We start from the raw sequence: 21,195 nt of genomic DNA on the forward strand, positions 1-21,195 counted from the left end.
ACCAGATTGCGTTCGCAACGTGGTGTTGTGTGGCGCATCATCCTGTTGGTACCGTTGGGGAATGGCACCTACTGAAGAGTTCGATCCATGGTCCTGGGATGACTACGGATGGGAAATGAACTTCGTGGCCCAGATGCAGGCGCGCAGGGAAGCGAAGGGATGGTCTCAGACGGAATTCGCTAAACGCCTTTCCGCTGAAGGGCTTCGGTTCCACCAGCCGACCGTCCAACGCATCGAATCGGGCGAGCGACCGTTGAAGCTAACGGAGGCGATCAAAATCGCTGAAGTTCTCGATACAAGGTTGGAGGTCATGCTTCGGGCGGCGAGCGTTCCTATGGTGTATGACGAGCTTGCCGAGTACCTTCGCCCGGGCGCGTTCGACAGCGAGATTCGGGACGCCGAGATGCTGGAGAATCAGATCGATAACAACATTCGCATGGCCAATGAGCTCGTCGACGCTTACCACGAAGCGGTCACGCACTCACCGAGTCATCAGGTAGACAAGCGCCTCATGAATGTGGCGAACGCGTTTATCGACCTCAATGACAGCCTCCTCGATCACGTTGAAACGACCACCATGATGGTCAAAGAGGCTGCGCAGAAGTTCGGGGCACTTCCACGCGAATATCCAATGAGCCTGAGGGACCGCGATGACAGCACCCAAACGCAATAGGCGCGCCGGTGTCGAGGACCTCTGGAGAGATTTGCCCCGACCTCGACCGCTACTTGACGAAAACGGCAACCAACTTCATGACGACGACGGCGCTCCCCTCATGACGCTGCGCCCGAAGTTGTACGGAAAAGGGAAACGCTGGCGCGCGAGATACGTCGACCACCAGAGTGGCGAGCACACGAAGAGATTTGATCGCAAGGTTTCTGCGCAGAATTGGCTCGACAGCGCGACTGCAGCTTTGGAGCAGGGTACTCACGTCGCCCCACGTGACGCACAATTGACAGTCGAGCAGTGGTGTGATCAGTGGTTACTCGGCTATTCGGTTCACCGTGACTCGACCGTCAGGCAAGCTCGGACACACATTGCGCAGATAAACGCAGCGTTCGGCGGAATGCAGTTGGCGGCTGTCAGACCTTCGGCGGTCAAAACGTGGACGGCACAGCTGAAGGCGGAAGGTTTCGCTGACTCGTACGTATACGCGTTGCATTCGCGCCTAGCGCAGATTCTCGGCGACGCGGTTCATGACGGGTTGCTCGGGCGTAATCCATGCTCACGTCGGACGTCGCCGCCAATGGGGCGAGCAAAGATGTATGTGATCACGACTGAGCAACTGTGGGCAGTGCACGACGCAATGCCGGCGCATTATCGAGTGGCAATCCTGCTCGGCGCGTTCGCAGGCCTTCGGATCTCCGAAGCGGCCGCGACGCTCGTCGATGATGTCGACTTCATCAGGGGAGTAGTTCACCCGAAACGGCAGTGGCCGGACAAGCCATTGAAGACGCAGGGGAGTGACGCGGCGATACCGGTGCCGCAGTCTCTCGCACTCATGCTGGCGGCGTCGGTACAGCAGTGGCCCCATGAGCACATGGTCACAAACGGCGAGGGGAAGGCCGCGGGGCCGTGGTTGATCGAACGTGCGTTGCGAGCGGTGAAGGACTCGGGGGAAATCGACCTACCGGACGAGTTCACATTCCACGACTTGCGGCACTATCTCGCCTCGCTGCTCATTGCCTCGGGCGCGGATATCAAGACCGTCCAGGCTCGACTGCGGCATGCGAGCGCGAAGACAACGCTCGACACTTACGGTCACCTGTGGCCGGACGCAGACGAATCCACCCGCTTGGCGATCGATGCTGTGATCGCGAAGCGGATGGACTCGGCTGAATCTTCTGCGTACTGACTGCGTACCGAGAGGGTATTTCCACCCTCCCGATGCAGGTCAGCGAGTTAAGCGGATCACACGTCGTAGTAGAGCTCGAACTCGTACGGGTGCGGACGCAGGTTGACCGGAGCGATTTCCTGCTCGCGCTTGAGCGAGATCCAGGTCTCGATCAGGTCGGTGGTGAAGACGCCACCCTCGGTCAAGTACTCGTGATCGGCTTCGAGGCGGTTGATGACCGTCTCGAGGCTGGTCGGAGCCTGCGGGATGTTGCGAGCCTCCTCCGGGGGAAGCTCGTAGAGGTCCTTGTCGACCGGAGCCATCGGCTCGATCTTGTTCTTGATGCCGTCCAGGCCGGCCATCATCTGTGCAGCGAAGTTGAGGTACGGGTTACCCGAGGAGTCGGGTGCGCGGAACTCGAGACGCTTTGCCTTCGGGTTGTTGCCCGTGATCGGGATACGGACAGCTGCCGAGCGGTTGCGCTGGCTGTACACGAGGTTGATGGGGGCTTCGTAGCCCGGCACCAGACGGTGGTACGAGTTGATCGTCGGGTTGGTGAAGGCCAACAGCGACGGAGCGTGGTGCAGGATGCCGCCGATGTAGTGGCGAGCCATGTCCGAGAGGCCTGCGTAGCCGGACTCGTCGTGGAAGAGGGGCTTGCCGTCCTTCCACAGGGACTGGTGGACGTGCATGCCCGAGCCGTTGTCACCGAAGAGCGGCTTCGGCATGAAGGTCGCGGACTTGCCGTGCTGCCAGCAGGTGTTCTTGACGATGTACTTGAACAGCTGCAGGTCGTCAGCAGCTGCGAGCAGCGTGTTGAACTTGTAGTTGATCTCCTGCTGTCCGCCGGTGCCGACCTCGTGGTGGCCGCGCTCGAGCTCGAAGCCCGCGTTGGTCAGGTTGGTGGAGATTTCGTCGCGCAGGTCCACGTAGTGGTCGTACGGAGCGACGGGGAAGTAGCCGCCCTTGGCGCGAACCTTGTAGCCGAGGTTCGGGGAGCCGTCGGCGTTGGTCTCTGCGCCGGTGTTCCAGGAACCGGAGATGGAATCCAGCTCGTAGAAAGCGGAGTTCATGCCGGAGTCGTAGCGAACCGAGTCGAAGATGTAGAACTCGGCCTCGGCGCCGAAGAATGCGGTGTCCGCGATGCCGGTGCTGACCAAGTACTCCTCGGCCTTGCGGGCAACGTTGCGCGGGTCGCGGCTGTAGGACTCACGGGTGAACGGGTCGTGCACGAAGAAGTTGATGTTGAGGGTCTTCGCCTTGCGGAAGGGGTCGATCTGCGCCGTGGTGACGTCGGGAAGCAACATCATGTCGGACTCGTGGATCGACTGGAATCCGCGGACCGAAGATCCGTCGAATGCGAGGCCGTCCTCGAACACGTCCTGGTTGAAAGCAGACGCCGGGATCGAGAAGTGCTGCTGGACGCCGGGCAGGTCGCTGAACCGAATGTCGACGTACTCGATGTTCTCGTCCGCGATGTACTTGATGACCTCTTCGGCCGTGGTGAACGCCACGCTTGTGCTCCTTAAGTCGCTTCAGCCAAGTGATGTCGGTTGAATCCGTCGAGGCAGACGGTAGGGAGCTGGTGTTGCCCGCTCGTCAACCCTTTGTTTCGGCAGTGTTACGCGTCGCAGCATCCTGGGGATTTCCGAAGTCCATGTGACCGGCCACACAGTTAAAACCCGGCAAATCTGGACTACGGTGCTGCGACGCCTATCCTGGACAGCATGGCACGTATCACCGGAACTTGGCTCTCTGGGCCGCAAGCAGCTTTGCCGAAGAGCACGGACGGCCGTGAGCAGTCGTACCGTGGCGAGTTCCTCGGTTTCCCTCAGGAGGGGCCGGGTTCGCTGGTCGGTTCGGGCCGTCGTATCGCCGCACTGTTGGTGGATTGGGTCATGGCCGTGGGAGTGGCCTCGCTCATCACCGGAGACTTCTTCGACGGTATGACCTCGACTGTCACGCTGATGGTGTGGTTCGCCGTCGGTGTCGTCACTGTGGCTCTGTTCAACTTCACCCCGGGGCAGTTCGTCCTCGGACTTCAGGTTGCGCGAATCGAAGGCCCGATCCGAGTGGGCTTCGTTCGCGCGTTGGGGCGTCAGGCGCTGCTGGTGTTCGTCATTCCCGCGACCATCACCGACATCGACGGTCGCGGTATGCAGGACCGCGCGACCGGCACTTTGCTCGTGAAGTCGCGCTGACACAAACTTCTCGAACGAAGAAAGACCCGGGTCCGTATGGGCCCGGGTCTTTCGTTTGCTGTGGGGGAGTGTCAGCGACGACGAATGGTTCGCTGCATTCCCTTCATCTTCGCGCCTCCGGGCATCGGGCCCTTGGGAAGCGCTGCTCCGCCGCCGCGTGCGCTGAGCGCAGCGAGGCGACCTTCGATGTTGTCCATGCGCTTGGTGTCGATGTTGCGGGGCAACTTGTTCAAGTAGCGCTGGAGCTGCGAGAGCGGAACCTGGCCCTCGTCGTTTCCGATGATGATGTCGTAGATCGGGGTGTCGCCGATGAGGCGGGCAGTCTTCTTCTTCTCCTGCGCGAGGAGGCCCTTGACGCGTTGCGGCGAACCCTCGGCGACGAGGATGACACCCGGCCGTCCGACGACGCGGTGAACGGCGTCGAGCTGGGTGGTGCCGGCGACGGCATTCGTGACGCGCCACGCGCCCTGCATGTTGTCGAGCGCCCACGCAGCGGCACCGGCCTGGCCTTCAGCCTTCTTGTACACCGATTTCTGGACGCGGCGACCGAAGATGATGAAGGCGCCGAGGAGTCCGAGAACGATGCCGATCGGCAGCAGGAACCACTGAAGGCCCCAGATGAGACCGACCAGGAAGAAGACCAGAGCAGCACCGACGAGGGTGCCGATCATCAGCGGCAGGAGGAGCTTGTCGTCCTTGCGCTGCATCTGGAATGCCTGCCAGAGCTGAGTTCTACGTTCCTTGGAAGCCTGCTTGCGGGCAGCCTTCGCTGCAGCCTTTGCCTCTTTGGTGGGTTTGCCCTTACCGGATTTGCTGCCGTTCGCCATGTACCCAGGATACGTCCATTGCTGTGCGCCTTTACTAACCGCCCGCGGTTAATAAAGGCGCACAGCAGAAAGTGGATCAGCGATTCAGGCGCGCCATGAGTGAGCTGGCTTCCTGGGAAGCGTCTCCGCCCTCGGTCAGATGACGCTGCGCCTCGGGCAGTTCACGGCCGTGATGTGCCATGGCCTGCGCATACAGGCGTCCGGCGCGGTATGACGAGCGAACCAACGGACCGGCCATGACGCCGGCGAAGCCCATCTCTTCTGCAGCCTTGGAGTGTGCGACGAACTCCTCGGGCTTGACCCACCGCTCGACGGGGTGGTGCCGGGGCGAGGGTCGCAGGTACTGGGTGATGGTGAGGATGTCGCAACCGGCGGCGTGGAGATCTGCCATCGCTTCGGTGACCTCTTCAGGGGTTTCGCCCATACCGAGGATCAGGTTGGACTTGGTGACCAGGCCGTAGTCGCGTGCTGCCGTGATGACGTCGAGGCTGCGCTGGTACCGGAATGCCGGACGGATCCGCTTGAAGATGCGGGGGACGGTCTCGAGGTTGTGTGCGAGTACCTCGGGGCGTGAGGCGAAGACCTCGTCGAGCAGTTCGGGTTTGCCGTTGAAGTCCGGAACCAGGTTCTCGACGCCGGTGCCCGGGTTGAGTTCGTGGATCTTGCGGACGGTCTCGGCGTAGAGCCAGGCGCCGCCGTCGGGGAGGTCGTCGCGGGCGACGCCGGTGATCGTGGAGTACCGAAGCCCCATGGCCTGAACGCTTTCCGCGACGCGACGGGGCTCGTCGCGGTCGAGGGCTTCGGGCTTGCCGGTGTCGATCTGGCAGAAGTCGCAGCGGCGTGTGCACTGCTCGCCGCCGATCAGGAACGTGGCTTCGCGGTCTTCCCAGCACTCGTAGATGTTGGGGCAGCCTGCTTCCTCGCAGACGGTGTGCAAACCTTCACGCTTGACCAGGCCCTTGAGCTCCGTGTACTCGGGGCCCATCTTTGCGCGGGTCTTGATCCAGTTGGGTTTGCGTTCGATGGGCGTCTCCGCGTTTCGGATCTCGAGGCGGAGCAGCTTACGTCCTTCTGGGGCGATAGTCACGGGGACGATCCTACGCCCGGTGATTACTGCAACGGGGTTCGGGCGAGCCCGTCAGCTGTACTGAACGGTAGTAAAAGTCGGAGTAGGCGAGGCGCTTTCGAAGGTGACGCGCTCGACGTTCCGTTCGGTGACGGGCATGGTTCCGTCGAGAGCAGCGATCACTGCCTCGGTCACAGCGGGAGTGACTTCGTCCACGGTGACGTCGCGACCGAGTTCGTCCGACAGCGTCGTCACCCCGGCGTCACGGATGCCGCAGGGAATGATGTTGTCGAATCCGGTCAGGACCGAATTGCAGTTCAGGGAGAAGCCGTGCAGTGCCACGCCACGTTGGACGCGCACGCCGATGGCAGAAACCTTGCGCTCGGGCTTCCATTGCCCGTTTGCGAGTTCGGCGGGCAGCCAGACGCCGGAGCGGCCGTCGATGCGCCCGCAATTCAGCCCGAGGTCCGTGCACACCGTGATCAGTGCTTCCTCGATGCGTCGGACATACCGCACCACGTCGATCGGCTCGGCCAGTTTCACGATCGGATATCCGACCAGCTGGCCGGGGCCGTGCCAGGTGATCTTCCCACCGCGGTCGACGTCGATGACAGGTGTGCCGTCGACGGGACGGTCTTCGGGTTCCGTGCGTCGACCTGCCGTGTACACCGGCGGGTGTTCGAGGAGCAGTAGCGTGTCCGTTCCGATGTCGTCTGCCCGCGCTGCCGCGAGCTCACGCTGGCGGTCCCACGCGGCGTTGTAGTCAGTCAAACCGAGTTGCTCGACGGTGATCGGCAGTTTCGAGAACCGGGCGGAAACGTCAGCGCTGCTCATGGACGTAGAGGTTACGCCCGACTTCGGAATCATCCGAGTGCGGCCGCCAGCGCTTCGCCGATCGTGTTGTGGCGGAAGGAGAATCCCGCCTTTTCCAAGGCCGCGGGAATGGCGCGCTGGCCACCGAGGATGCCACTCTTGGCGAATTCTCCGATCAACGCTTCGAGTGCGAACCCGGGAACGATCCAGGGAGCCGGTCGGTGGACCGCACGGGACATGGCGTCGTTGAACTGGGCGTTGGTGACCGGTGCCGGACCGGTCAGGTTGACGGGACCGGAGATTTCGGAATTCGTGAGCGCGAACTTGATCGCGTCGCACTCGTCCTCGAGTGAGATCCACGGAAAGTACTGGCGACCGTTGCCCAGTCGCCCACCGAGACCGAACGAATAAAGGCGCCGAAGCCGACCGAGCATGCCGCCGTGGGGTGAAATCACGACGCCCGAGCGCAGATTGACCACGCGGGCTCCCGCCTTGTGTGCGGGCTCGGTGGCAATTTCCCAATCGCGACACGTCGTGGCGAGAAAGTCGGTGCCTGCCGGCGAATCCTCGTCGACGATCTTGTCGCCGGTGTCGCCGTAGTAGCCGACGGCGCTCGCGTTGGCGAGTACGGGAACCTTCTGACTTGCGACAGCTTCGGCCAGGACATCGGTCGCGACGATGCGGCTGTCACGGATCGCCTGCTTGTAGGAACCCGACCACCGTTTGTCGCCGATGCCGACGCCGCAGAGGTTCACGACGGCGTCAGCGCCCTGTAGGACGGAGAGGTCCAGACGGTCCTGGTCCGGGTCCCAACGCGATTCGTCGGGTCCAGCGGTCGAGCGTCGCACGAGACGTACGACGTCGTGGTTGTCGGAGCGCAACGATGACACCAAGGCCGTTCCGATCAAACCGGACGAGCCGGCGATGACTACTCGCATTCGGAAAGCCTCCTTCGATTCAGCCTGCTTCGATATCCGACCGTGTATATCCGACCGTACTGAAAAAGCCGGGGCGCCACCTCCTGATGGAGATGACGCCCCGGTCGGCCGAGCAGTTGCTTACAGGCCCAGATCAGCTTCGAACGAGGCTTCTTCCAACCGCTGCTTCACAGTGGTGAGGAATCGGCCGGCGTCGGCGCCGTCGACCAGACGGTGATCGTAGGTCAGCGGCAAGTAGATCATCGAGCGAACGCCGATGGACTCGTTGCCGTTCTCGTCGGTGACCACCATCGGGCGCTTGACGATCGCGCCGGTTCCGAGCATGGCCGCCTGCGGCGGTACCAGGATCGGGGTGTCGAACAGCGCGCCCTGGCTGCCGATGTTGGTGATGGTGAAGGTTCCACCCGAGAGCTCGTCCGGCTTCAGGCCACCCGAGCGTGCACGCTTCGCGATGTCGGCGATGGCGCGAGCCAAACCGGCAAGGCCGAGATCGCCGGCGTTGTGGATGACGGGGGAGAGCAAGCCCTGATCGGTGTCCACTGCGATGCCGAGGTGCTCAGCGTCGTAGTAGGTGATCTGCTTGGCAGCCTCGTCGTAGCTGGCGTTGATGTTCGGGTGCGACTTCAGCGCCTCGACGACTGCCTTGGCGAAGAACGGAAGGAACGTCAGGTTGACGCCTTCGCGCTCGATGAAGCCGGCCTTGGCGCGGGTCCGCAGGGCGACGATCTTGGTGACGTCCACCTCGAAGGTCTGCGTGAGCTGAGCGGTGTTCTGCAGCGACTCACGCGTCTTGGTGGCCGTGATCTGCCGAATACGGTTGGCCTTCTGCGTGGTTCCGCGCAGGTGTGCCAGTTCCGGTCGGACGCCTGCGGCTGCGGTGGCGGCCGGTGCGGCCGCGGGTGCTGCAGCAGGAGCAGCGGCGGCGGGAGCCTTCTTGGCCTCCGCAGCGGCGAGCACATCCTGCTTGCGGATGCGGCCGCCGACGCCGGTGCCGGTGACGGTCGCGAGGTCGACGCCGTTGTCCGTGGCGAGCTTGCGCACGAGCGGGGTGACGTACGGGCTGCTGTCGCCGGAAGCTGCGGGTGCGGCCGCCGGTGCGGGAGCTGCAGCAGGCTTCGGAGCGGGTGCGGCCGGTGCGGCAGCAGGCTTGGGTGCCTCAGCCTTCGGTGCTTCGGCCTTCGGTGCTTCAGCCTTGGGTGCCGGCGGAGCGGCCGGTGCTGCGGGAGCGGCCTTGGGTGCCGGAGCCGCGGCGGGTGCGCCGGATCCGACGACGGCCAGCTGGCCACCGATCTCGACGGTGTCGTCTTCCTGTGCATTGATCTCGAGCAGGATTCCGGCGACGGGGGACGGGATTTCGGTGTCGACCTTGTCGGTCGAGACTTCGAGCAGCGCCTCGTCGACGGCAACCTCGTCGCCGACGGCCTTGAGCCAGCGGGTGACGGTGCCTTCGGTGACGGACTCGCCGAGGGCGGGCATCGTCACGGCGGTGCCTTCAGCGGAACCGCCGGAAGCAGCGGGTGCCTCGGCGGCGGGAGCTTCTTCGGCGGGAGCTTCGGCAGCCGGGGCTTCCTCGGCGGGAGCTTCCTCTGCGGCGGGGGCGGGCGCCTCTGCCTCGGGTGCTGCGGCTTCGCCGGCTTCACCGATCTGGGCGAGCTCGCCACCGATTTCCACGGTGTCGTCTTCCTGCGCGACGATCTTGGTCAGGACGCCGGCGACGGGAGACGGAATCTCGGTGTCGACCTTGTCCGTGGAGACTTCGAGCAAGGGTTCGTCGACTTCGACCGTGTCTCCTTCCTGCTTGAGCCACCGTGTGACAGTTCCCTCGGTGACGCTCTCACCTAGGGCTGGCATCTGGACGGAGAAGGCCATGTCTTTTGACTCCTCGACAGTTGTGTTCGGGTTGTTGAATTTTGTCGACTTGTGGTCGTAATGCATTGTGCTCGAGTGGCGCGCGACGTGCGGCTACTTGTAGCTATTTTGCCGATGTCGACGCGCGGGCGCGGCGTCACCGTCGTTCATCTTTCCATTGATACGCCGGGCGTGTCCGATGAGGGGGATGCCGTCCGTTTCGGGTGTGTCGGCTACTGGCGAGTAGGTATGCGTTGGGGGTCCGGCTGTAACGTCGTAAGCGGACCAAACGGTATGTCGTGCGCAGGCACAACGGACATCGCCTGGCAAACTTGACATATCGCCGGGGTGCATCCGCGGCGTCGGTACCGAGGAGGGTACGACCGTGGGACTGTTCGATCGTTTCAAGCGTTCGCCGAGTGCGGCTCAGGCAGCAGCGCAGAGTGATGCGGATCATCTGGCGAATTGGGCGCATTCGCACGAAGGCGTCGAGGCCTATGTGGAACCGCAGACGACGGTGACCGAGGTGACCGTTGTCCTCGTCGCGAAGGACGGGGAGTGGACTCGTCGTCGTGTCGGCGGCGAACGTGGTGCCCGCAAATTGGGACAAGACCTGAAGATCCCCGTCTACGACGTCCGAAAAACGGGATATCCGCAGCGTATGCGCGATCACGACGAGCGTAATCGAATCGAACGCAAGCGGGCCCGAGAGCAGGAATTGCGCGACGGCGCCTGAACTGCTGTGCGCCTTTATTAACCTCCCGCGGTTAATAAAGGCGCACAGCAAGTGGTCAGCCGTTGACCGCGATGTCCTCCAGGACCGAGATCATCGTGCGAACCGGAACGCCGGTGCCGCCCTTGCCGGTGTAACCCCACGGCCCTGACGTGTTGTACGCAGGACCTGCGACGTCGATGTGCGCCCACTGGACACCCTCGGGAACGAATTCCTTGAGGTAGTGAGCGGCGACCAGCATGCCGCCCCAGCGGTGCGGGGTGACATTGGCCATGTCGGCGACCTTGGAGTCGAGATCTCCGCGCAGTTCCTCGGGCAGCGGCATGGCCCAACCGTTCTCGCCGACGCTCTGCGAGATGGAGGCGACGCGGTCACGGAACTCGTCCGTGCCCATGACGCCGGGGGTGCGGTTGCCGAGCGCCACCATCTGCGCACCGGTGAGGGTTGCGGTGTCGATCATGTAGTCGGGGTTGTCCTCACCCGCGCGAACCATCGCGTCGGCCAGGATCAAACGGCCCTCGGCGTCGGTGTTGACGACCTCGATGGTGATTCCGCCGTACTGGGTCAGCACGTCGCCGGGACGCTGCGCGGTTGCGGACGGCATGTTCTCGGCCATCGGGACGTATGCGACGACGTTGACGGGCAGACCGAGCTTGGCGGCAAGCACGACGGTGGAGATGACGGCTGCGGCGCCGCCCATGTCCGAGGTCATGTTCTCCATCCCGGCGGCAGGCTTGATGGAGATTCCGCCGGTGTCGAAGGTGATGCCCTTGCCCACCAGTGCGACCTTGCGGGCTCCACGCTTCTTCGACGCGTATTCGAGGCGGACGAGACGAGGCTGGCGTGACGAGCCCTTGCCGACGCCGATGATTCCGCCGTAGCCACCCTTCTCGAGTGCCTTCTCGTCGAGCACCTGGACGGTGAGCCCGGCCTCGACGCCCAGTGCCTTGGCGCGCGCGGCGAACTCGGCGGGGTAGAGGTGGCTCGGGGGAGTGTTGACGAACTCGCGTGCGGTGGCGACGGCCTCGGCGATCGCTGCCGACCGTGCCAGCGTTGCCTTGGTCTCCTTGGTGCGCGGCGAGGGCACCAGAAGTTCGACGCGGGCCAGTGGCTGCGAATCAGGACCGGGAGCCGTCATGGACGACTTGAATTCGGTGAAGCTGTACGCGCCCAACGCAAATCCCTCGGCGGCTGCGCCGAGATCGAGGATCGAGAGCGTGGTTGCGACGGTGTCGATGCCGGACAGTGAGCGCGCTGCAGCACCCGCGGACTTGCGGATCTGCTCACTGTCGAGTTTGTCGGCGGAGCCGAGTCCGACGGCGAGGACGCTGGTGACCGACAGCGCGCTCGGTGCCGGGACGCGGGTGAGCTGCTCGGCCTTGCCGGTGGCGCCGACGGCGATGAGGCTGTCGAGGATCTCGGCGAGCACGTCTTCGGCGACGATGCCTTCGCTGAGTGCGATCTCGGGGCCGTCCGGACCCGACGTCAGACCGACGACCAATATCTCTGCGCGCTTGGCGACTGTGCCGGCGAGAACGAGGTCGGGTCCCAACGATCGGGCTGTGCGAGTGCTCAAGGTGTCTCCTGTGAGGTGAGTGTGCGACGCGTCCGGTTCTGGCGGATGCCTGAGTCGATGTTAGGCCCTTTGCCGTTTGCGGACGGGGCGATCGTCGCGGCCGGGTGAGCTCTCGCTGCGGACATGTTTCGATCGGCGAAGTCCGATAGGTTGTGGGCCATGACCGACGAACAACTGTTGCAGGGCCCGATCCACCCCGTCCACGTCGAACTCGGCGCGACGTTCGCGCCGTTCGGGGGATGGCAGATGCCGGTTTCGTACGCCGGCGTCGTGGCCGAACACACCTCTGTGCGTGAGAGTGTCGGACTCTTCGACGTCAGTCACCTCGGCAAGGCCGTCGTGCGTGGCGCGGGCGCCGCAGAATTCGTGAACTCCGCACTGACCAACGATCTGAACAAGATCGGGCCGGGTAAGGCTCAGTACACGTTGTGCTGCAACGAGTCCGGTGGTGTCATCGACGACCTCATCGCGTACTACGTCAGCGACGACGAGATCTTCCTCGTCCCGAACGCGGCCAATACCGCGGACGTCGTTGCGGCTCTTGTCGCCCTCGCACCGGACGGAATCACCGTCGAGGATCAGCATCGTGCCTACGGTGTGCTGGCTGTGCAGGGTCCGAAATCGGTGGCGGTTCTGACGGCGCTGGGACTTCCCACCGAGATCGAGTACATGGCGTACGAAGATGCGGAATGGAACGGCGTGCCTGTTCGTGTGTGCCGCAGCGGTTACACCGGTGAGGTCGGCTACGAACTCCTGCCGCGGTGGGAGGACAGCGAGCCGTTGTTCCGTGCGCTTCTCGAGGCAGTGCGCGCCGAGGGTGGGCAGGCCGCCGGACTCGGCGCCCGTGACACTCTTCGTACCGAGATGGGTTATCCGCTGCACGGGCATGAGCTTTCGCTCGAGATTTCTCCGCTCGAAGCGCGCTGCGGATGGGCGATCGGTTGGAAGAAGCCGACATTCTGGGGCAAAGAGACCTTGACCGACGAGAAGGCTGCCGGCCCGGCTCGCAAACTCTGGGGGATCAAGGCTCTCGATCGCGGCGTGCTTCGTGCCGGCCTCGGTGTTCTGCGTGACGGCGAGGCAATCGGCGAGACCACCTCGGGGACGTTTTCGCCTTCGCTCAAAGTGGGAATTGCGTTGGCGCTCCTCGATTCCGGTGCCAATGTCTCGGCCGGCGACGAGATCGAAGTCGACGTCCGTGGTCGTGCTCTTCGGTGCGTCGTGGTGTCTCCTCCGTTCGTGGAGACCAACACCAAGTAGAGAGCTTTTTCACGTTCGATAGGATTGCGCCCATGACAGGTGCCGCCGATTTCGTTCGTGTTCAGAGCTCGTCCCCGAAGTCCGACGCCGAGCGCCGTGACATTTTGGCGGCGCCCGGCTTCGGGCGGCACTTCACCGACCACATGGTCTCGATCGACTACACCGCGGGCAAGGGCTGGCACGACGCCCAGGTGTTGCCGTACGGAAACATCGAGCTCGATCCGGCCGCAATGGTTTTGCATTACGGACAGGCCATATTCGAGGGCCTCAAGGCATACCGTCAGCCGGGTGGCGAGATCAGCTCGTTCCGCGTCGAGGCCAACGCCGAGCGTTTCGCAGCATCTGCGCGCCGTCTGGCCATGCCGGAGCTCTCGTCGCAGATGTTCATCGATTCCATCACCGAACTGATCGACGTCGATCTCGACTGGGTTCCCGCAGCCGGTGGCGAGGACGCGCTCTACCTCCGTCCGTTCATGTTCTCCACCGAAGCCGGACTCGGTGTCCGTCCCGCCGACGAGTACCGCTACCTGCTGATCGCCTCACCCGCCGGTGCGTACTTCCCGCGCGGCGTCAAGCCGGTCAGTGTGTGGCTGTCCACCGAATACGTTCGCGCGGCCCCCGGCGGTACCGGCGCGGCCAAGTTCGCCGGCAACTACGCCGCTTCGCTCCTCGCCCAGGCGCAAGCCGCCGACGAGGGTTGCGACCAGGTGGTCTGGCTCGACGCCATCGAGCGCACGTACGTCGAGGAAATGGGTGGAATGAACCTGTTCTTCGTCTTCGGCTCCGGCCCCGACGCTCGCCTCGTGACGCCGTCGCTGTCCGGTTCGTTGCTGCCAGGCATCACGCGCAACTCGCTGCTCGCCCTCGCCGCCGATTCCGGCTTCTCCGTCGAGGAGCGCAAGATCAGCACCGACGAATGGCGCACCAAGTGCAAGAGCGGTGAAATCACCGAGGTCTTCGCTTGCGGCACAGCAGCAGTCATCACCCCCGTCGGACGCGTCAAGTCCGCCGAGGGCGAGTTCACTATCGCCGACGGCGAGCCGGGTGAAGTGACGATGGCACTGCGCGACACCCTCACGGGCATTCAGCGCGGCACCTTCGCCGACACCCACGGCTGGATGACCAAGCTTCACTGATCGCTGGTTCGTTCTGCGAGCAACCGCTCGCGGAAGAACTGCAGAATCTCGTCTCGAGCGACGGTGGTGGGCGATCCCACCTCGTCGACGAGATGAGCCGTCACCACGCTGTGTGGATTGGCAATGACGTGTTCGAAGAATGGTGACGTTGTCGCGTTGGCCGCTTCGTCGGGCAGTACCTTCCCGACGAAGCGCTCGCCCATGGCCTTCGAGTAGGCCGCGAATCGCTGTGCGCGGCAGAACGGGTCACCTTGAAAGCGGTATGCAAGCACCGTGAGGTCTTCGGCCTCGAGTCTCGAGCGCACGGCTTCGAGTTCTCCGGGCCCGCTGTCGGTTTCGTCCGGTCGATCGAGCGGTAACGACGGTTGGGCGAGAACCGGCGCGATGACCGAGGGTTCGAGCATCATCGACAACGCGAAGTTGCCGGTGAAGCACATCCCGATCACGCCAACGCCAGGACCGCCGCACTCCTCATGCGCCGAAGCGGCGAGTGAACGCAGCCAACGGACCGCCGGACTCGGTTCGTCGACAGCGAGGGCGCGGAACTCCGCACTGACGCAGGCTCTCTTGAACACCGTCAGCCCCTCGTCCACTGTGGGGACCGCTCCGTCGCGCCCGAACAGTGACGGAACGAAGACAGTGAAACCGGCGTCGCGCACCCAGCGGGCGAATCGAGCTACATGGGGGCTGATGCCTGGCATTTCCGGCATGACGATTACTGCGGGACCGGTGCCGGCCACGTACACGGACTTCGACACTGCGCCGATCGTGATCGTTCGACGGTCGAAGTCTTCGAGTGGATCATCTTTTGTCATACTTCGGTTCGGCACGATGAGCCCTCCCAAGTAGTCGAAGTAATTCCTCTGCACAGTCTTTCGGTGCGGGATCAACTACAGAAGAGGGCGGTTCGCCACGTTTTCGGGCGGGCTCGCCACGCACGGCCTATCCGGCGCCGCCGTTGCGGAATCGCTTTCGATAGTCGGCCGGGCTGATGCCGACGCGGTCGGCGAACAGGCGACGGAAGGTTCCAGGATCCTGATAGCCGATGTGCCCCAGGATCTTTCCGAGAGACCAGTCGGTCGATTCCAACAACCGTTTCGCTTTTCGGATCCGTGCACGCTGCAGATAACTGCGCGGCGATTCCCCGGTCTCGTCCTTGAACTTCCGAAGCATGGTTCGAGTGCTGAGGTGAAAAGCATCCGACAGCAGATCCAAGTCGTATGGCTCCGCCATCCGTTCGACCAGCCAACTTCCGACGTCGTCGGCGAACTGTGTGTGTTTGACGGGCAGTATCGAGTCGACGATGTACGGAGATTGACTGGTTCGGTTTTCCGGCGCCAGAGTAATTCTCGCAGTCGTTCGCGCAATCTTGTCGCCGAGATGCTCGCGCACGAGTGCTGTTGCGAGGTCGAGCGCGGCAGTGAACGCCGCAGTGGTGGTGACGCCGTCGTCCTGGACGATCAACGAGTCGGTTCGAACCATCGCACCGGGGTAACGACTTGCGAGGTCCGCACCGTACAGCCACGACGTCGTACATCGGCGTCCGTCGAGCAGTCCCGCCTCGCCCAGCAGATACGCGCCGACGCAGACCGACGACACCCGAACGCCGCGCGCCTCGCACGCACGGATGAACTCGATTTCTCTGTCCCACAGCGACAAACGCGTCGCAGGGTCTTCGGACGGCACGAGGTCGAACCCCGGCACAACCAGGTGATCGATGTCGTGATGCCCCTCCTGCACGCCGAGCGAAAATCCACCTGCCGCAACGACGGGCGTGCCCGACGCTGCGATGACCGATACCTCGAAGGGGTCGGCGGGCGCTCCATCAGCGACCCGATTCGCGATCAGGAGAAGGTCGGTGAAAACGAAGATCTCGGCCGCGAGGCAACCTTCGTACGCAAGGACACCTACTCGCACGACGTCGGATCACAGTCCGAGAGTGAGGCCGACGGCCGTCAGCGTCACAGTGAGTTCGAGCGCGAATCCGAGAACGTCTCCGTTGAGTCCGCCGAATCTACGGACGCAGTGACGCACGCACAGCACACTGATCACCAGCGCCGACGCGGTCACGAGAGGGCCGAGCCACCACCGGTCGGTGGCAAAGCCGGAAGCGGCGATCAGCGGAACCGACCACACGATTGCGGCCCACAGCGGTTGTGAATCGGCGACGAGCGCACCGAATCCGCTCGGGCTCGACGCGAGAATACCTCGGCGGCAGGCAAAAACGACGGCCACACGACCCGCAGCGACAGAAACGAGAACGGCGATCCACTGCGTGGGGGAGTCGGCAACAGCGAGGACGCCGAAGGAGACCGATTGCAGCCCAAGGAAGATGAACAGTGCCGCGACTCCGAACGGTCCGGCACCGCCGCTGTGCATGACCTCGCGGGCGCGCTCCGGTGGACCGTAACAACCCAGTCCGTCGACGGAGTCTGCCAGTCCGTCCACGTGCATCCCGCGTGTCCCGAGAGCGAGCGCACCGACCGTCAGCAAGCCTGCGAGATAGGGATTCAGGCCGATACTGGTTGTGCCCCAGAGCAGAAACGTCGCGGCAATGCCGAGAGCGATCCCGGTGAGCGGAGCTGCCGCGATGGCGCGACGACCGGCAGTTCGGTCGATGTCGGAGGGACCACGAACCGGAAGGACCGTCAGCCACGAGAAGGCCAGAGGCACTCCGGACAGCGGGCCCGCCATGCTCACTCCGCCGTATCGGTCTTGGTCAGGTCGATCGACTCCGGTTCGTCGGCAGGTGCGCTGCCCTGAGTGCTGACACCGGCTTCGGAGAATGTCGCCATCTTGCCCAGGATTGCCACTGCGCCCTGAAGAATCGGGAGCGCTGTGACTGCACCTGAACCTTCACCGAGCCGCATGTCGAACTCGACGATCGGGTCGAGACCCATGCGGGTCAATGCGATGGTGTGGGCGGGTTCGGTGGAGCGGTGTCCGGCGACCCACCATTCACGTGCACCGAAAGCCAGTTCGTCGGCAACCATGGCGGCTGCGGTGACCACTACGCCGTCGAGGATCACCGGCGTGCGACGCGAAGCTGCCTGGGCCAGAAAGCCGGCCATCGCGGCGAGGTCGGCACCCGAAGACGTGCGTAGCAGCGCGACTGTGTCGCGAACGTGCGGACGGGCGCGACGGAGAGCGTCGCGAATCGCTGCGGTCTTGCGGATCCACCCGGCGTCGTCGATACCGGTACCTCGACCCACGACTGCGACGGGTTCACTGTCCGTCAGGGCTGCGATGAGTACGGTTGCGGGCGTCGTGTTGCCGATGCCCATGTCGCCGGCGATGAGAAGATCTGCGCCCCCGTCGATTTCCTCGTCCGCGATCGCTCGGCCGGCGGCGATGGCCTGAAGGGTTTCCTCGTTCGACATGGCGTCTTCGCGGTCGATGGACCCGGAAGACCTGCGCACCTTGTGGTTCGAGACGGACGGATCGGTATCGCCGTCCACTGCGATGTCGACGACGCGTACCGTGGCGCCGGCAACCTCGGCGAGGACGTTGACTGCCGCGCCGCCCCCGAGGAAGTTGGCGACCATCTGTGCGGTCACTTCCGGCGGATAGGCGGAGACGCCGTTGCGGGCGATTCCGTGATCACCCGCGAAGACGACGACGCGAGGCCGAGCGAAAGCGTGTGGGGGACAAACTCCTTGGCAGGCTGATGCCCAGCCGGCGAGAGTCTCCAGTCGGCCCAGCGAACCTGCCGGCTTGGTCAGATCACGCTGACGCGCATCGGCCTGCGCACGCACCTCGCGGTCGGGCGGGGTGACGGGTTCGAAGTCGGCGCTACTGACTGGCGCGACGTCAGGGTTGGCATCTGGATTCGCCCCTGAAATGGCCCCTGGATTGGCCTCGGTACTCACATCGTGCCTTCCGGTTGTGCAGCAGTATCTTTCAAGATGAGCGGTAACCCTGCAACCACTAGTACGACACGATCGCACACCGCGGCGATACGAGCGTTGAGAGTGCCGATCTCGTCGCGGAACAATCGTCCCGACCGCGTCTCGGGGATGACGGCCAAACCCACTTCGGGGCTGACCAGCACCAGGTGTCCGCGATAGTTCTCGACACTGGCGACCAGGCTGTCCGCAGCGGGAGTGACGGTGCCGCGCGGAGCGTCCCAGGCGCCTTGCCGATCGAGTTCAGTGGTCAGCCACGTTCCCAGATCGTCGACCAACGTCGCTGTGTGTGAATCGCTTTCGAGCTGCGCCGCGAGGTCACCGGCAGCTGCGGTTTCGACAGTCGACCAATGAGAAGGCCGTCTGTTGCGGTGCTGGTCGATCCGGCTTTCCCAGTCTGCGTCGGAGACATCACGTCTGGCTGTCGCCAGGTACCGGATCGGTGCCGAACTTTCGGGTAAGTGGCCTGCACAAACCAAATCCTCGGCGTGCGCGGACTTACCAGACCGCGCGCCGCCGAGGACCAAAGTTCTATACGTGTTCGTCACGCTCAGATTGCGTCGCCCGGCCCCACACGAGGCTTCGGTGCGCGCAGCTTACGGATCTGCGACGCGCGAACGAACGCGTACCAGCCGAGCTTGAATCCGCCGTCGGTGCTGTCGGGGAAGCGCTCGGCGACGCGGTTGTTGATCATGCGACCGAGCCAGATGCCTTCACCGACCATGAAGAGCATCATCACGAGCATTGCCAGCGTGACGATCTGCTGGAGAGCGGGCGTGACGAACATCGTCATGATGAGGATCAATGCGAGCGGCATGAACAGCCCGACGAGGTTGCGGCGAGCGTCGATGAAATCACGGACGTAGGCGCGAACCGGTCCCTTGTCGCGGGGGAGCAGGTACTTGTCCTCGCCGGCGAGCATGCGGGCGCGGCGGTCTGCCGACGATGCGCGACGCTCGGCGGCTTCGGCCTTGCGGTCCTCCTTGGAGCCGCGGGTCGCCTTACGGCGGGCGCGGGCTTCCTTCGCGGTCAGCGGGGCAGGTGCAACGGGGCCACGCCTCTTCGCCTCGGCGTCACGACGCTTGGGTGTGGGGCGGCCCTTGCCCACCTGCTCGATGGGCGCCTCTTCGGAGGCCGAGGATGCCTCAGTGCCCTCGACGTCACGTTTGTCGGAGTTGTCTGAGTCACCGCGGCGTAGCAATTTCACACCTCCAGGCTATTGGATAAGTGCACGGTCTGGGAAACCGACCTCGGTCTTTCTGAAAAACCCGATCGCCCGAGGCACTGAAACGCGCGAGATCGTGAAACATCGGGGTCATTCGGGACTCTTAGACTTCCGCTATGCGGGTAATAGTTGCTCCAGATTCGTTTGGTGAGACGTTGACGGCCGTCGAGGCGGCTGAGTCCATTTCTGCCGGTTGGCGACGTGGCCGACCCGAAGACGACGTCGTCACCGCGCCACAATCCGACGGTGGTCCGGGTTTCGTCGACGTCTTGGCCACGGCTGGGGGCGACATCCGGACCGCACGGGTGCCTGGGCCACTGACCGTGGGCGTCGACGCCGCGTGGCTGTTGGATTCGGACACGGCGTACATCGAGTCCGCCGAGGCTGTCGGGCTCGGTCTGCTCGGAGGTCCGCCGACACGGGACAGCGCACTCGCCGCGCACAGTCGCGGTGTCGGAGAACTGATCGCAGTCGCGCTCGAGGCAGGCGTGAAGACGATTGTCGTCGGACTCGGCGGGAGTTGCTGCACCGACGGGGGACGTGGGCTGGTGGAGGCGCTGGGCGGTCTGGAGGCCGCAACGGCGGCTACGGCGGGCATTGCGTTGGTCGCGGCCACCGACGTCGAACACGTACTTCTCGGCGAGCACGGTGCGGCAGCGGTGTTCGGCCCGCAAAAGGGCGCCGACGCCGATGCCGTCTCTGTCCTCGAAGCGAGAAACGTGAGATGGGCCGAACAGTTGGAGTCCGCCACCGGAAAACGAGTGTCGGATTTTCCGGGTGCCGGCGCCGCGGGTGGTATCGGTGCTGCGCTGTTCGCCCTCGGTGCACAGCGGCGATCGGGGGCGGACGTCGTTGCCGATCGCACCGGCCAGGCGGCGCTATTGGCTTCCGCTGACCTGGTGATCACGGGTGAAGGCAAGTTCGACCACCAATCTCTGCGCGGCAAACTCGTCACGACGCTTGCTTCGGCCGGGGCGGCGCACGGAGTTCCGACGCTCGTCTTTGCCGGTCAGGTCACGCTCGACGCGGCGGACTTTGCGTCGACCTCGATAGTCGCGACGAAATCGGTGACGGAGTTCGCCGGGTCGGTGGAACGTGCGATGGAGGAAGCGTCGGCGTGTCTCGAGGGACTCGCCGAACACACGGCACGGGAGTGGAACATCTGGCGCGGCGCCCGGAGCTGAGGATCCACAAGCGTCGACGCGCCGTTGCCGTGTCGGGAAGACCGGATAGGATGAAGACGAATCGCACCCGGTAAGGACTGGCGGGAATAAGTCGGCAGCGGCGTACCGTTGAAGCGTTCACGGGTTGGTACGAACATTAGGGAGAGCCCATGACTGTGCAGAACGAGACCGCCACCCACGGCGTCAAGATGACCGAGGCCGCATCCGCCAAGGCGAAGGCACTCTTCGATCAGGAGGGTCGCGACGACCTCGCGCTGCGTATCGCAGTGCAGCCCGGCGGCTGTGCCGGACTGAAGTACCAGCTGTTCTTCGACGACCGCACGCTCGACGGTGACCTCACCGTCGACTTCAACGGCGTCAACCTGGTTGTCGACCGGATGAGCGCGCCGTACGTCGAAGGTGCGTCCATCGACTTCCTCGACACCATCGAGCAGCAGGGCTTCTCGATCGACAACCCCAATGCAACAGGCTCCTGCGCCTGCGGTGACTCGTTCAACTGAGTCTGTCGATCACAACTCAATTCACAAACAACTGACGCGGAACCGACATTCGGTTTCGCGTCAGTTGTTTGTGGTGACTCGCCTGCAGACCGTTCCGATCTGACGGCTCGGGCGCCGATGACGGCGCTACGGGCGGTAACGTGAACTTTTG

The 21,195-nt window shown here is 63.9% G+C and carries 21 protein-coding genes; 8 read left to right on the top strand and 13 right to left on the bottom strand.

The features are described from left to right. Positions 1-61: 61 nt before the first annotated feature. Together EEB12_RS26625 and EEB12_RS26630 are read left to right on the top strand one after the other, a co-directional pair. On the top strand, positions 62-673 hold the full coding sequence (locus tag EEB12_RS26625; RefSeq protein WP_141488815.1) for a helix-turn-helix domain-containing protein: 612 nt from the start codon (positions 62-64) through the stop codon (positions 671-673). Continuing rightward, a complete protein-coding gene (locus EEB12_RS26630) occupies positions 651-1,853 on the top strand; it encodes a tyrosine-type recombinase/integrase (protein ID WP_141488816.1) in 1,203 nt (400 codons plus the stop codon). Before EEB12_RS26625 ends, EEB12_RS26630 begins: the two co-directional genes overlap by 23 nt. A 56-nt stretch (positions 1,854-1,909) precedes the next feature. On the opposite strand, the gene glnA is transcribed toward EEB12_RS26630, so the two are convergent. Then, positions 1,910-3,346 carry a type I glutamate--ammonia ligase gene (gene glnA, locus EEB12_RS26635; RefSeq protein WP_003941609.1) on the bottom strand — a complete coding sequence of 479 codons (1,437 nt, stop codon included), beginning with the start codon at positions 3,344-3,346 and terminating at the stop codon, positions 1,910-1,912. 213 nt (positions 3,347-3,559) lie between these two features. On the opposite strand from glnA, the gene EEB12_RS26640 reads away from it, so the two are divergent. Further along, positions 3,560-4,033 carry an RDD family protein gene (locus tag EEB12_RS26640; RefSeq protein WP_019748923.1) on the top strand — a complete coding sequence of 158 codons (474 nt, stop codon included), beginning with the start codon at positions 3,560-3,562 and terminating at the stop codon, positions 4,031-4,033. A 71-nt stretch (positions 4,034-4,104) separates the two neighbouring features. On the opposite strand, the gene EEB12_RS26645 is transcribed toward EEB12_RS26640, so the two are convergent. The 5 genes from EEB12_RS26645 to sucB form a co-directional block, all read right to left on the bottom strand. Then, a complete protein-coding gene (locus EEB12_RS26645; RefSeq protein ID WP_003941625.1) occupies positions 4,105-4,860 on the bottom strand; it encodes a DUF4191 domain-containing protein in 756 nt (251 codons plus the stop codon). Positions 4,861-4,936: 76 nt separating this feature from the next. Next, entirely contained in the window at positions 4,937-5,947 is a 1,011-nt protein-coding gene (gene lipA, locus EEB12_RS26650; RefSeq protein ID WP_003941610.1) for a lipoyl synthase, read from the bottom strand. A gap of 51 nt (positions 5,948-5,998) precedes the next feature. Further along, a complete protein-coding gene (lipB, locus tag EEB12_RS26655; protein WP_141488817.1) occupies positions 5,999-6,760 on the bottom strand; it encodes a lipoyl(octanoyl) transferase LipB in 762 nt (253 codons plus the stop codon). Between the two features lie 29 nt (positions 6,761-6,789). Beyond that, entirely contained in the window at positions 6,790-7,677 is an 888-nt protein-coding gene (locus EEB12_RS26660) for a TIGR01777 family oxidoreductase (protein ID WP_141488818.1), read from the bottom strand. A 120-nt stretch (positions 7,678-7,797) separates the two neighbouring features. Beyond that, positions 7,798-9,546 (bottom strand): 2-oxoglutarate dehydrogenase, E2 component, dihydrolipoamide succinyltransferase, encoded by a 1,749-nt coding sequence (sucB, locus tag EEB12_RS26665; RefSeq protein ID WP_141488819.1) that lies wholly within the window; start codon positions 9,544-9,546, stop codon positions 7,798-7,800. Positions 9,547-9,910: 364 nt separating this feature from the next. Here sucB and EEB12_RS26670 point away from each other — a divergent pair, with 364 nt between their 5' ends. Then, positions 9,911-10,261, top strand: coding sequence for an oxidoreductase (locus EEB12_RS26670; protein ID WP_070796876.1), 351 nt, complete (start codon positions 9,911-9,913; stop codon positions 10,259-10,261). Between the two features lie 55 nt (positions 10,262-10,316). Here the strand turns inward: EEB12_RS26670 and EEB12_RS26675 are convergent, their stop codons facing one another. Then, positions 10,317-11,834, bottom strand: a complete 1,518-nt coding sequence (locus EEB12_RS26675; protein ID WP_141488820.1) for a leucyl aminopeptidase — start codon at positions 11,832-11,834, stop codon at positions 10,317-10,319. Positions 11,835-11,993: 159 nt separating this feature from the next. On the opposite strand from EEB12_RS26675, the gene gcvT reads away from it, so the two are divergent. Both gcvT and EEB12_RS26685 read left to right on the top strand, forming a co-directional pair. Beyond that, positions 11,994-13,094, top strand: a complete 1,101-nt coding sequence (gene gcvT, locus EEB12_RS26680) for a glycine cleavage system aminomethyltransferase GcvT (protein ID WP_047887993.1) — start codon at positions 11,994-11,996, stop codon at positions 13,092-13,094. Between the two features lie 32 nt (positions 13,095-13,126). Next, positions 13,127-14,230, top strand: a complete 1,104-nt coding sequence (locus EEB12_RS26685; protein ID WP_141488821.1) for a branched-chain amino acid aminotransferase — start codon at positions 13,127-13,129, stop codon at positions 14,228-14,230. On the opposite strand, the gene EEB12_RS26690 is transcribed toward EEB12_RS26685, so the two are convergent. The 6 genes from EEB12_RS26690 to EEB12_RS26715 all read right to left on the bottom strand — a co-directional run bounded on the left by EEB12_RS26690 (position 14,224) and on the right by EEB12_RS26715 (position 19,342). Then, positions 14,224-15,045, bottom strand: coding sequence for a dienelactone hydrolase family protein (locus tag EEB12_RS26690; protein ID WP_141488909.1), 822 nt, complete (start codon positions 15,043-15,045; stop codon positions 14,224-14,226). The two genes, EEB12_RS26685 and EEB12_RS26690, sit on opposite strands and share 7 nt — an antisense overlap. A 127-nt stretch (positions 15,046-15,172) precedes the next feature. After that, complete coding sequence (locus EEB12_RS26695; protein WP_141488822.1) at positions 15,173-16,147, bottom strand: GlxA family transcriptional regulator; 975 nt, start codon at positions 16,145-16,147, stop codon at positions 15,173-15,175. A gap of 9 nt (positions 16,148-16,156) precedes the next feature. After that, positions 16,157-16,924: an adenosylcobinamide-GDP ribazoletransferase gene (locus EEB12_RS26700; protein ID WP_080961137.1), complete on the bottom strand. Its 768-nt coding sequence runs from the start codon at positions 16,922-16,924 to the stop codon at positions 16,157-16,159. 2 nt (positions 16,925-16,926) lie between these two features. Further along, positions 16,927-18,072 carry a nicotinate-nucleotide--dimethylbenzimidazole phosphoribosyltransferase gene (gene cobT / locus EEB12_RS26705; protein ID WP_141488910.1) on the bottom strand — a complete coding sequence of 382 codons (1,146 nt, stop codon included), beginning with the start codon at positions 18,070-18,072 and terminating at the stop codon, positions 16,927-16,929. A 23-nt stretch (positions 18,073-18,095) separates the two neighbouring features. Next, the gene (gene cobU, locus EEB12_RS26710; protein WP_020969887.1) at positions 18,096-18,683 is read right to left on the bottom strand and encodes a bifunctional adenosylcobinamide kinase/adenosylcobinamide-phosphate guanylyltransferase; all 588 of its coding nucleotides are present in this window, start codon (positions 18,681-18,683) and stop codon (positions 18,096-18,098) included. Positions 18,684-18,685: 2 nt separating this feature from the next. Then, positions 18,686-19,342 carry a DUF3043 domain-containing protein gene (locus EEB12_RS26715; protein ID WP_007730051.1) on the bottom strand — a complete coding sequence of 219 codons (657 nt, stop codon included), beginning with the start codon at positions 19,340-19,342 and terminating at the stop codon, positions 18,686-18,688. Positions 19,343-19,476: 134 nt separating this feature from the next. Between EEB12_RS26715 and EEB12_RS26720 the strand changes: the two genes are divergently transcribed. Both EEB12_RS26720 and EEB12_RS26725 read left to right on the top strand, forming a co-directional pair. Next, positions 19,477-20,544, top strand: coding sequence for a glycerate kinase (locus tag EEB12_RS26720; protein WP_069146849.1), 1,068 nt, complete (start codon positions 19,477-19,479; stop codon positions 20,542-20,544). 149 nt (positions 20,545-20,693) lie between these two features. Beyond that, complete coding sequence (locus tag EEB12_RS26725) at positions 20,694-21,044, top strand: HesB/IscA family protein (protein WP_007730053.1); 351 nt, start codon at positions 20,694-20,696, stop codon at positions 21,042-21,044. Positions 21,045-21,195 lie beyond the last annotated feature (151 nt).

It is taken from the genome of Rhodococcus sp. WS1 (genome assembly GCF_003797745.1).
Classification (GTDB): domain Bacteria; phylum Actinomycetota; class Actinomycetes; order Mycobacteriales; family Mycobacteriaceae; genus Rhodococcus_F; species Rhodococcus_F erythropolis.